The sequence below is a fragment of the Vallitalea sediminicola genome, from assembly GCF_054408565.1.
The window spans coordinates 52955-64525 of sequence record NZ_BTPT01000004.1 but is presented as its reverse complement, the minus strand read 5'-3'; the positions used below and the strand labels follow the sequence as shown (position 1 = coordinate 64525).

Annotated in this window: 14 protein-coding genes; all 14 read left to right on the top strand. The window is 31.8% G+C overall.

Annotation, left to right across the window (positions count from 1 at the left end; all coding sequences use genetic code 11):
* The first annotated feature begins 80 nt into the window (after window positions 1-80).
* Window positions 81-710 (top strand): HD-GYP domain-containing protein, encoded by a 630-nt coding sequence (locus ACX6CF_RS01690; RefSeq protein WP_458783669.1) that lies wholly within the window; start codon window positions 81-83, stop codon window positions 708-710.
* A 3-nt stretch (window positions 711-713) separates the two neighbouring features.
* A complete protein-coding gene (locus ACX6CF_RS01685; protein ID WP_458783561.1) occupies window positions 714-1244 on the top strand; it encodes a hypothetical protein in 531 nt (176 codons plus the stop codon).
* A 45-nt stretch (window positions 1245-1289) separates the two neighbouring features.
* Window positions 1290-2285, top strand: a complete 996-nt coding sequence (locus ACX6CF_RS01680) for an SAF domain-containing protein (protein WP_458783560.1) — start codon at window positions 1290-1292, stop codon at window positions 2283-2285.
* Window positions 2285-2863: a hypothetical protein gene (locus ACX6CF_RS01675; protein WP_458783559.1), complete on the top strand. Its 579-nt coding sequence runs from the start codon at window positions 2285-2287 to the stop codon at window positions 2861-2863. Before ACX6CF_RS01680 ends, ACX6CF_RS01675 begins: the two co-directional genes overlap by 1 nt.
* The gene (locus tag ACX6CF_RS01670; protein WP_458783558.1) at window positions 2860-3642 is read left to right on the top strand and encodes a hypothetical protein; all 783 of its coding nucleotides are present in this window, start codon (window positions 2860-2862) and stop codon (window positions 3640-3642) included. The genes ACX6CF_RS01675 and ACX6CF_RS01670 overlap by 4 nt, the downstream gene beginning before the upstream one ends.
* Window positions 3639-5459 carry a hypothetical protein gene (locus ACX6CF_RS01665; protein WP_458783557.1) on the top strand — a complete coding sequence of 607 codons (1821 nt, stop codon included), beginning with the start codon at window positions 3639-3641 and terminating at the stop codon, window positions 5457-5459. Before ACX6CF_RS01670 ends, ACX6CF_RS01665 begins: the two co-directional genes overlap by 4 nt.
* 6 nt (window positions 5460-5465) lie before the next feature.
* The gene (locus ACX6CF_RS01660; RefSeq protein ID WP_458783556.1) at window positions 5466-7448 is read left to right on the top strand and encodes a hypothetical protein; all 1983 of its coding nucleotides are present in this window, start codon (window positions 5466-5468) and stop codon (window positions 7446-7448) included.
* Between the two features lie 13 nt (window positions 7449-7461).
* Entirely contained in the window at window positions 7462-8013 is a 552-nt protein-coding gene (locus tag ACX6CF_RS01655; protein WP_458783555.1) for a hypothetical protein, read from the top strand.
* A 90-nt stretch (window positions 8014-8103) separates the two neighbouring features.
* Window positions 8104-8667, top strand: coding sequence for a hypothetical protein (locus ACX6CF_RS01650; protein WP_458783554.1), 564 nt, complete (start codon window positions 8104-8106; stop codon window positions 8665-8667).
* Window positions 8668-8741: 74 nt separating this feature from the next.
* Entirely contained in the window at window positions 8742-9188 is a 447-nt protein-coding gene (locus ACX6CF_RS01645; protein WP_458783553.1) for a hypothetical protein, read from the top strand.
* On the top strand, window positions 9178-9552 hold the full coding sequence (locus ACX6CF_RS01640; protein WP_458783552.1) for a hypothetical protein: 375 nt from the start codon (window positions 9178-9180) through the stop codon (window positions 9550-9552). The genes ACX6CF_RS01645 and ACX6CF_RS01640 overlap by 11 nt, the downstream gene beginning before the upstream one ends.
* 11 nt (window positions 9553-9563) lie before the next feature.
* The gene (locus ACX6CF_RS01635; protein ID WP_458783551.1) at window positions 9564-9971 is read left to right on the top strand and encodes a hypothetical protein; all 408 of its coding nucleotides are present in this window, start codon (window positions 9564-9566) and stop codon (window positions 9969-9971) included.
* The gene (locus ACX6CF_RS01630; protein WP_458783550.1) at window positions 9964-10410 is read left to right on the top strand and encodes a hypothetical protein; all 447 of its coding nucleotides are present in this window, start codon (window positions 9964-9966) and stop codon (window positions 10408-10410) included. Before ACX6CF_RS01635 ends, ACX6CF_RS01630 begins: the two co-directional genes overlap by 8 nt.
* Window positions 10411-10436: 26 nt before the next feature.
* On the top strand, window positions 10437-11396 hold the full coding sequence (locus ACX6CF_RS01625) for a hypothetical protein (protein WP_458783549.1): 960 nt from the start codon (window positions 10437-10439) through the stop codon (window positions 11394-11396).
* Window positions 11397-11571: the final 175 nt, after the last annotated feature.

The window sequence follows — 11571 nt, the reverse complement described above, 5'->3', positions numbered from 1 at the left end:
AGGGTAGCCCGCTCTGCAGAGGGGGAGGTGTGAATCCTATGTCGTCTTTAAACCAAAGACAGCCTAAAAAACCTAATTAAATTATTAGTCATAATATTTATACCTTTATTGAGGGGGGGATAAATATACAATATAAAACGCAAGAATTAGAAAATACGATTAATCTTATTAATCAACATGGCAAAAGAGTGGGTATCTTAGCTTTTAATTTGTCAAAACAATTGGAGTTACCAGATAAGTACTGGTTTTTGAATTATATTGCAGGTCGGTGGCATGATTTTGGTAAACTTGCAATCCCAATATATATTCTTAATAAACCTGCTAAACTAAATAGCATGGAGTATGAAATAATGAAAAAACATCCAATTTACTCTTATGCTTTTGTGAACATGTGTGGGTTTGGACTATACACAAAAAAAGCTATATTATATCATCACGAAGATTATTGCGGCTCAGGATATCCTTTTGGTCTTTCGAAAAAAGATATACCCTTACCTTCTAGAATACTTAGAATCTGTGACGTCTATGACGCATTAACAGAAGATAGGGTATATCGGCCTAGATTTAATTATCAAAATGCTTTATCTTTGATGGATGAAGATTGTGCTAATGGTAAATTTGATTATCGCATTTATTCAGCTTTTAAATCCATGATGATATCACAACCAGTTAGTAGACTCAGCCAAATATACAAAACAGGGAGTTGGTGAGTATTGAAAGCTAAGCAATTACTTATACTAATTTGTTTAATGCTAGTCTTGTCCAGTTGTAAAAACAAGGAAACAGAAGATACTTCACAGATAATTGTCATGAATGAAGCAAAAACTCTAGAAGAACATTATACGATCTATACAGATGGCGAAAATATTTTTCTTCAAGATGTTAAAAATGATTCAACAAAAGTATTAAGGAAATGCTTAGAAACAATAAAAGAAGTCCTTTTATTACCAGAGATTGGTGAAAATACTGATTTACCAAACCCTGAAGATTTGATTGAACAAAATGAAGTAACGCCCTTTACTTACGAAATGTCATTAGAATCTTCTGCAAAATATATACTCGCATTACAAAAGGATGGCTGGTCTATTGTAGCCCAGTATGCTAATTATCTATATAGAGATATGTATTTGAACAAAAACCAAAAATATATGCGAGTTATAATTTTAGAAAATAAACTTAAAGTTTTTGAAGATATAGGAGGTGAACTGCCTAGCCCACAGTTATATATAAATGAAAATAAGTAAACATCATAAGTACTAAGAATTATGTATATAAAGGAGAGCTTAACAATGAGAAATTGGATTAAGTATCTCATAGTTACTATTATTGTAGCATTGTTAACAAATGGTGGACAGTTGTATTTCTGGAATCACTACATTGACAAAATAAAAACTGACTATGAGAGTGAAATACAAATTCTATCCTCTACCCTAGAAGACATAGGTAAACTTAAATACGTATACTCAGTAAGAACAGAAACAAAACCGGGTAAAGAAATTAATCTAGAAAACTTAGTAAAAGTAAAAGTGCCAGAATCAATCATTAATGGCTCCTATGCCATGAACCCTGAAGACTTACTGGGTAAGTATTATAAAGTCAGCATTTCCCCTGGTACATTAATAACTGATGACTTATTAATGAAAGAAGAAATGGATGATACTGTAAGAGAAATGGACCTTATAGCTGATACTTGGTCAGTAGGTTTAGAAATCGGCGACTATGTAGATTATGAAATTACATATCCATATGGTGAGAAGTATATAGTTCTTTCTCATATACGTGTAGAAGCTATTAATGATAAAACCATTAAAACATACTTAACTGGTGTTCAACGACATATATATAATGGTGCATTAGTGGACTATTTTCTTCATGAAGAAAATGGAGCTACCGTCAATTTAGTAAAATATATAGAACCAGGTGTACAAAAGCCCTCAGAAGTATCTTATTCTGTACCTGACAACATCCTTTCAGTTATTACTGAGGATCCAAATGTAGCTAAAAAAATCAATACAGAACTCAATACCCTAAAAAGAGATATCATAGAAAAAGGTATAAATCTTGTTTCAGAATTTGATTCTTCAAATCTATCTAGTGGAAGAAGTAAAATAGTAACCGATATTAACGGGGCAGAAAGAGAATATGATGATATTCTTGAACAATTACAGGAAGAAGAGAGAAAACAAGCTGAAAGAGATGCTTATGAGAACCAGAAAGAAGCAGAAAAACAAGCTACTAAAGATGCAAAAGATGGACAAAACTCGGAGAAGGGGATGATGAAATAGTGAGAATAGGTGTTTTAGGTTTTACTGATAAAAGACCTATACTCTATCCACTTATGAAACTTCTGCAAGCTACTGGAGATGTGATAGTTATAACAGATGACTGTCATTTCAAAAGGCTGATAGAAGATTATTCCTCATTGGGTCACCTTGGAAACATAATGATTTGTGTCACAGATGCTACTCCTGATGAGGTGTGGGAAGAGATAGAATTAGAAGAAAATGATTTTGATCATGTTGTATATGACTTAAGAGATACAATCCATGAGGATATTCAATTTTACATTCATGTAAAAGGATCTGACTTTGAAGATGGTGAAGAGGAATTTTTAGAATGTGTTGATGATTTCAAAAAGATTAAACTCATGTATGATGGAAAACAAGACAAATCAAAAGAAACCATTAATATTCCCATAAGTCTAAAACTTATTTCAACACTTGAAGTCTTAGAGAACAAAAACCTTTTATTACCCCTACCAAGTAAAAAAATCAATCTAGCGATTGCAAAACTTATAGCACCAAGTATTGATATGAAAATGAAAGATGCTATAAAAATACTTAAGAAGGGGTGGGAAACATGAAAGTAGCAGTTTACTCACCTGTACGTCGACAAGGTTGCACAACATTAAGTGTTCTACTGGGTTCTGCAATAGCTCAAGTAACTAATATGAAAGTATGCTTAACATATACAGGTACAGAATCAGATGCTTTTAATATTGCTCTTGGACTTAATCAAGTTGAAGATAGAACAAAATCTCTTACTCAAGTCATAAGGATGCTTGAAGCAAATAGCATAACAGGTGAAGATATTAATGATTACCTTACTCCACTAACTGACAATCTAGACATCATGCAGACATCGAGCGATTACATTACCACAGAAGAAAGTGACAAATTACTGACATTTGTATTAAACAATCTGACTCATGATTTAATAATTACTGAAATCAATTCTGAACCTTATGAAGAAAATACAAAAGAAATATTATCTAATTCTGATATTATAATAGTACTTCTTTCACAAGGAATGGATGTAATAAATAAATATAAGAATTGGAAAGACAGCGATATATTTCCAGATCAGAGTAAGGTAGTCTATGCATTAAACTATTATGACCCTAATGTAAGTGCATTAAGGGATGTAGCTAAGATAATGGGAGTAAAGCCTAATAAGATAGTAAAAATAACTACCAATCCATTTGTTAAGAAAATGACCAATACAGGGTCCTTACATAAGCTTCTACCCTATATTTATAACAAAGATATAAGGGTAATCAATCTACATGCAGATATAAGAGACCTATGCTATTTGGTCATGAGCAATTTAGGTATAAAGATAGATTGGGGGAAAAACAAATGACCAATCTATCCTTAACTTTTATTGTATTATTCGGGGGTTTTATAGTATTAATTATATGGTATCTTAAGAGTAAACATGAAAAACACGATATTGAACATTCGGATGTAATGACTTTTGAAAAACTGGTGGACACAGTAAAATATACTTTAGCAGACCTTATAAAAGAAGAAAATTATAATGGTTTTAGCGACGAAGATTTCAAATCATTTTATAAGAGAAAAGCACGTATTCAAGATGCAATGAATAATTGTGTTTACGGTATTGACTCTGCTAAAGTTATAGTTCAAGACTTAATACGTTCCGTTATTATGGATGAATTACCTACAATCTCCGATATTAACGGCGTATTCGATTTTTATTCAAGAACACTGGAAACTAGAATTAAATTTGAAGTTCTCATGTATTTCTATAAAAAAAAATATGGAAAAGAAGCATTGGCCAAACTTGTTGATGAATATAGACTTGATAGGGAAAGATATATCATTGAAGGTAAAACAGCACCTTCATATGCTGTAACTAGTGAAGATATTGATATGATCTATGCAACTAAACATTTCAAACTAACCTACCCTGTTCTAGTTGATTTACTTACAGTCCTTGTTTATCAAAAGTATAAAGGTTTCGGTATTATTGATACATTGCGTGAAATGAATATAAACGGCTTCAACTGTGGTACATCTGGTTCTATTTTATCTAATCTGAATAAAGATGACACAGTATTGAAAGCACCAAGGTCAGTCTGGTTGTATTTTAGAGGTAAATATATTCATCTAAGATTTTTAACATTCAATACCGAACAAGAACTAAGACGTGTTATACAATTAATCTGTAGATATAATAATCCAGGTCCTCTTACAGAAAAAAGGGGTTATCTGGTAAATACAATGTATGACAAATCAAGAGTCCTTGCTCTACGACCTCCAGCAGCTGAATTTTGGGCAGTTTTTGTTCGTAAATTTTCACTTAATGATGTATCTCTTAGAAGTCTTATAGAAAAACCTTATGTACACAATGCTACCATAGTTGTTGAATTACTTAAATATCTTATGATGGGACAAGTAACATGTGGAGTTACTGGACGTCAAGGCTCAGGAAAAACAACTCTGATGACTGCTTTAATAGAATTTATTGACCCTAAATATACAATACGTGTTCTGGAAATGGCTCCTGAGATGTATCTTCGTGAATTATATCCAGAAAGAAATATTCTCTCTGTACAAGAAACAGAATTCGTAAGTGCGGCAGAACTTCAAGATGCACTAAAGAAATCAGATGCTGCTGTATCCATAGTTGGTGAGGTTGCAACAGACCCAATCGCTGCTCGTATGATTCAAATGGGACAAGTTGCTTCTATATTCACTATATTTTCCCACCATGCAAACAGAGCTCCTGACCTTGTTAGAGCGCTACGTAATTCTCTAGTTAATGCTGGTGGATTTACTTCTATGGTTACAGCTGAACAACAGGTAATTGACATTGTACGTATTGATGTTCACTTGAACTATACTACAGACGGTAAACGTTACATAGAACGTATTTCTGAAATTGTCAAACTAGATGAAGGTGTACCCTATCCTTCTTATCAAAAACAGGACGCTCTACATTCTATGAATGCCATTACCAAAGAATATTATACACGTATTACTGACAGACAGACTTTCACAACTAGAGATATTCTTAAATATGATTTAGTCACAGATAAATATGTTGCTTTACAATGGTTTACTCCTGAACTTACACACTACATGATGAGTTGTTTACCAAAAGATAAACGCATTGGTTTCTCTAGATTTGTCCAGGAAAACTGGGAGGTGTAGTTAAACATGAACATGATGCTTTTAACTCCAATACTTATATGTGTTTTCGGTATAGCAGCAATAGTATTTATTATATATAGTGACAAAAAATCTAGGGGCAAGAAAACTAAGAATTACAAGTTTTATAACAAGATGTTTCAGAGATACGACCATTTTTTTATTACAAGAAATGGTATTAGAAGATTATATTATAGAATAGCAGGATTATCTGTTTATACCAAAAGAGAAATAAAGGCTACATCTGTTAGATTATATTCTCTATCCATAGGTGCTTTTTGGGGTATCAATCTAGCTGGAATAATAATTTTCAGAGATATCTTTACTTCTCTTTTGCTTTTAATGTTTGCCTTTCTAGTCAAAACAGTATTAGTTGATAAACAGATTGATCATATTCATTTCAAGTTACTTAAGCAACTATTAGAAGCTCTATCTTCTATAAGACAAGCCTACCTTAGATTAGGTGTTATTCCTGATGCTATAGCTGAAGCTGAAGTAGGTCCCTTGTTAAAACATGCATTTGAAGATATATATCTAATATTAACAGCTGCTGACGGCGAAAGAAGACTTGAAGAATTCTATGCTTCTACACCATTTAAACTCCTTCAGACTTTTTCTGGAGTCTGTTTTATATTAAATAACTCAGGTGACAGTAAACTTGCAAATGGTTCTTCTAATTTTATACAAGCAATGGGAATGATGCATTCTGAAGTACAGATGGAAATACAGAAATTAGTCCTACAGAAAGCTAAATTTGGTATTCTTGAATATTTACCTGTAATACCTCTTGTAACACTTAAATTAATAGAGGCTTTTTTCATTAAACAAATACCAGGAACTGCTATTATATATCATGGACCTCTAGGCTATATATCCAAAGTAGTCATTTTTCTATCCGCTATTATTGGTTATATTACTATTACCAAGATTAATAGTCCAATGGTTGTCAAAAAAGATGATAGAAACATATTTATCAATAATCTAATAAAACATAAATTTTTTCAGATACTTATTAAAAATATAACACCAAAGAAAAATAGAGTTATCAAGAAGAAAAATTACTTAATAGAAAAATCTATGTCAAGCAAAGATATAGTATATCTATATGCTAATAAAATAATATGTTCATTCTTAGCATTTACCTTAAGCTTATTTTTCATATATTTTTCGGTTGAATTAGGAAAAGATTTTATTCATAGCAATGTTAGAGAAGTATCACTAGTAGCTGGAGAAGAACTCGAATATAAAGATATTGTCACAAGGCAAAAAATGGATGATATATACCTGAATATTCACCCTATGCTAGGCACTAATAGAACCAGAGATTTTGTTAATACATATCTACCCGAATTAGAAGAGTTTGACAAACAAGCTCAAATAGAAAGATTACATACAAAATATAAATCTTATTACAACACTAATTTTAAATGGTGGATGTTGTTAATCTGTTATGTTATCACTATTGGTGCATGGAGAATTCCAGAAACAATACTAAGAGCACGTATTTGGCTTTTAAAAACTGAAGCTGAGGAAGATGTATTACAGCTACAAACTATAATTACCATATTAATGAATACATCTGCCGATACTATGGAGACACTATATTGGCTTCAACGTCAATCCCGTGTGCATCGAAATATACTTATTGATGCATATCATGAATACCCCTCAGATCCAGAATTGGCACTACACAGGTTAAAAAGCAAAGTCGCATTACCTGAATTCAAGAGATTAGTTGATAAATTAATACTAACCATACATCAGATCTCTCTAGCTGATGCTTTTAGTGACCTAATTTCTGAGAGAGATCATCTTTTAAGAATTAGAGAAATTACACAACAATCAATATTGAGGAAAAAACGTTCCTTTGTAAGTCCCTTATCTATGGCACCATTACTACTAACAACATTCTGCTATATACTGATGCCACTAGGGATATTAGGAATAAAAGAGTTCTTATACGCTATTGAAGAATTTCAGAAACTGATGTAAGGAGGCACAAAATATGAAATGTAGCACAAGTATCGTGACATTATCCCCTAGTAGAGAGGTGTTTAGAAAGGTGAAAGGTGAAAATTTCTATCTTTCTAGAATTATTATGGAAGGTATCGAAATACCTGCTGTTGGTTCTGAACACATTCTTGGTAATCTCCAAGGACGTGTTGAAGTACAATATTATTTGCGTTCAGAGACAACATCCGATAATAAGCTCTTTACCTTTGTATATATAATTACGGCAAAACAAGTCATTACTAACAAACCAGAGACAAATTGTATTCAAGTTGGTGGCTATGTCGTTAAAACAAAAGGTCTTTTAATAGAAAATAACACTTGCATGGAAGTTTTACCTTTCATAGTGAAATACAAATCTTATGACAGCAATTATAATGTAGCACACTGTGTTGCAAAAGGAGCTAAAGCTAGAGAGCTAGCCAAAATGAAGCGTGGTGATATTGTTGAAGTTACTGGAAAGTTTAAAAAAGAACATAACACCTTAGAAGTCCTAGTAGAAGAAGTAAACTTCTACAAAGCTTATAACAAATTAAAAATAAGCTGATATCTAGCTCAATTAGTTTACAAAGTACAATATGTAAAAATAAAATAACTAGTGGACAGTTTAGTCCAACATAAAGGAGGAAATTAACTCATGGAAGGCGAAATGGGTACTGGCGCAAGAATTGCCATCGCACTTATAGTTTTAGGAGTACTTATATCAGTAGTATTCACAATTTTAGGATTTACAAGAAACACAACTAATCAAGGTATTACAACAGTTCAAAACTCACTTGAATCAATGCAATTAGCTGTATATGATGACTATGATCAACAGATGATGTCCGGAACTCAATCATTATCAGCTTTGAAGCTATTTGAAGGAAGACCTATAGGATTGATTGTTAGAACTGCGTCACAAAGAAGTAATCCAAAAGTTATTACTGATTCTTCAGATGAAGGTTTTAATTATGGAGCTATATTCAAAAATGCGACTTCAGATTATAAAGTAACTGGTATGACTAAAGAAACTGGTGAATCTTGGTACGTAAAAAATCTTAATACAGGTGATTCAGGAACAATGACTTATAACATGAATTATATAGAATGTAAAAAATCTGGAACAAAAGCATACATTCGTCCTACTGCCAAATTCCTTGCCGAACTTATAAAAGATTCCACAGGAACTATAGTTGGTATTTGCTTCACACAACAATAGTAGAATACTAAGTCCTTAGATTGTAATATATCTAAGGGCTTTTTAAAATTATTTTTAGGAGGTGAGTATGTATTATGGATGAATGGAGTAAAGCCATATGGATATTTGTTGAACTTATAATAGCGTCACTCATACTCTTATCTATGGTATTACTTGCGAGAACAGCTGGTGATATAGGTAGAGTACAGCAACGTGAAATAGATGCAGTAGCTGAAACAAAAGAATTCCGTACTTATTTTCGATATGAAGAGAATGAAGAAATATATCCTCAGGATATAATATCTATAATATTTGAAACTAGGGGATATCCAGAGATCTGGGTTGATACAACAATAGAAGAAGATGAAGAATTTAATTACAAATGGACTACTTCCCTTCCATCAAACGATATAACATGGGATCTGACATATATATCAGAGAATATACTACCATACAAATCTCAATATGAATCTTCTATAGTAAAAGATGCAAATGGAGAAATAACCAGAATAGAATTTAGGAGGATTAAATATGGAAAATGAGGTTAATTCTATACTAAGACAAGCAATTATATTAGCAATTATAGCTCTTATTATAGGTGTCTGCTGGATAACTATCGCATGCGGACAACATTTATACAGATCTTTCAACAACTCAATTAATAATTCTATATCATATGCTTATTCATCCGAAATAGATTCTATACGAACTTATCACGGAGACCTACCTGCTTCCTCTATTTACTTTGCATTAGAAAAAAACAAAGATTGTATTAACAAAATTTCTGGATATGCATATGGAATTACAGTTTATGCTATTGAAGATTTAAAAGAATTATTTCAGTATCAATTGAACTGTAATATAACAAAAAAAAATGGAATATACGATATTGAAATAAAACCATAGGAGGTAAAATCATGCATACTGACGATATGATTGATATTATTATCACGATATTGCTATTAGCAATTTTTATACCTATAACTGTTTCACTTGCACACCCTTTTTATAGAGGAGAACTAGGTGGTTTTGGTGTACAAATAGAAAAAACTGCATTAAAAACTCAAGGAGAACTATTACCCAATCAAAAAAGTTTTACTTCTAATGATACTATGCTTCTATTAGCTGTAGCAGATGAGTACTTCCCTGAACCAAAAATTATTGAAATAAATGGCACTGTCATTAATATAAATTCTGCTTTTTTTACTAATAAAATACCGACTTTACAAGCTGCATACGCAGCCATGCCTTATGTAAAAGATATGAATATTGAGTTATATGTAGGAAAATATGGACTTAGAAAGTGGGTAATTTCCAATGAGTGATTTTTTTAACCGAGTTATTGGTCTTTTCTTAGCTTTTATACTACTGATTATTGCACCTCTTTACCTTCAATCCCTTAGCAGGGATTTAACCATAAAAAGATCTATTTTAAATGAAATGACTAACTTTATTGACAAAGTAACAGATACAGGTCATATTTCTGATCTTGATAAAACTGATTTCTATACAGGCTGTTCCTCATATGGGGCTGTAGTAGATGTAAAAATTAAACATTATATGAGAATTGTTAATCCAGATGGTAATGGAAGTACATACAGCACCTACGTTCTTACTGATAAGATTACTGATTGGAATCAAGGTGATATTATAGAAGTTGATGTTAAGGCTATTGACTACACCAGTGCTCAGAAATTAACCTCTCGCTTCAGCAAAGTTTCTGCACCTCCATTAAATTTTCAACTAGCAGGTATGATACGATGATTTAACATAGTAAGGAGGTTTTATATTTGAAAAGAACAGGCATAGCATTATTAATATGCTTATATTATATCGGAGGTTTAATTATATTTTCTACATCATACATAAAAAAAGATTTACAAGAATTTGAACAATTAAGGCTGTCTTTTGCAGTTGATTATGCTTCTGATGCAGCCATATGGGAACTTCTTAATTCAAAAGACCTGTCTATGGATTACTCAGATACCAACTATCTAAGTGCTGATCCTAAACTAGCTTTAGAAACTTTTGTAGATGTTTTCTCAGCTAATTATGGATTGAATTTTGATGAAACAAACAAAGCCCATATAAAAATGAACTTTATACCGGCATTTGTAGTTGCTATGTACGATGGTTACTATGTAGCTACACCAACATTAGTTAATAATGATTATAATTATCCTGAAAACGAAATAAACAATGGTGATTGGGATTTATTATTTGGTCCAAAATTACCTTATACTTATGAATATAATGGTTCCACCTATGCTCTAAACATGAGTGGTGAAAATGCTTTAAAGATAAATAAAAATATGTTATCAACACATAAAGATTTACCTCCTGGAATCTCTTCAAAAGAAGATAATCTGGGTGAAATTAGTAGAATCATATCTTCTAATATCTCCTATACAGTTAATAAATTAAATGAGACTAATACTCGTTGGGCTAATACATTCTATATTCCTCGAAATCTTACAACATATACTGGTGTTAACTCCATAGAAGGACCTTCAGTATTAGCTCTTGTACAAAATGTTGATTTAGCTACTCTACGACCAATCTCCGCCTTTAGTGTTGCAGGTTCTAAGATACAAAAGGCAAGAATGGTAGCAGGTTATACCAGAGATGGAACAAAATATTACTGCTATGCAGATAAGTTACCTACTTTTATTAATGTTGAGAATCTGTACCCTACTATAAAAGAAGCTGCTACTGCAGGTTATTATTGTGATATAAAGTATATGGAATGATATCGTCAGTCTATATATTTTATTGAAAATAATATAGAGGTTTTAAAAGGCAATTATGAATTGCATAATTAGGGATATAATCAATTGATAATTATTACTCATACATACAGTTCACCCTTATTATTATAAATTTATTTAACTACTTCTAACATAATACCTTTTGATACAAATATAT

Excerpts from the sequence above, each read along its gene's own strand:
- ACX6CF_RS01680 (WP_458783560.1), top strand. The coding sequence starts at position 1,290 with ATGAGAAATTGGATTAAGTATCTCATAGTTACTATTATTGTAGCATTG.
- ACX6CF_RS01670 (WP_458783558.1), top strand. The coding sequence starts at position 2,860 with ATGAAAGTAGCAGTTTACTCACCTGTACGTCGACAAGGTTGCACAACA.
- ACX6CF_RS01650 (WP_458783554.1), top strand. The coding sequence starts at position 8,104 with ATGGAAGGCGAAATGGGTACTGGCGCAAGAATTGCCATCGCACTTATA.
- ACX6CF_RS01645 (WP_458783553.1), top strand. The coding sequence starts at position 8,742 with ATGGATGAATGGAGTAAAGCCATATGGATATTTGTTGAACTTATAATA.
- ACX6CF_RS01655 (WP_458783555.1), top strand. The coding sequence starts at position 7,462 with ATGAAATGTAGCACAAGTATCGTGACATTATCCCCTAGTAGAGAGGTG.
- ACX6CF_RS01665 (WP_458783557.1), top strand. The coding sequence starts at position 3,639 with ATGACCAATCTATCCTTAACTTTTATTGTATTATTCGGGGGTTTTATA.
- ACX6CF_RS01640 (WP_458783552.1), top strand. The coding sequence starts at position 9,178 with ATGGAAAATGAGGTTAATTCTATACTAAGACAAGCAATTATATTAGCA.
- ACX6CF_RS01630 (WP_458783550.1), top strand. The coding sequence starts at position 9,964 with ATGAGTGATTTTTTTAACCGAGTTATTGGTCTTTTCTTAGCTTTTATA.
- ACX6CF_RS01635 (WP_458783551.1), top strand. The coding sequence starts at position 9,564 with ATGCATACTGACGATATGATTGATATTATTATCACGATATTGCTATTA.
- ACX6CF_RS01660 (WP_458783556.1), top strand. The coding sequence starts at position 5,466 with ATGAACATGATGCTTTTAACTCCAATACTTATATGTGTTTTCGGTATA.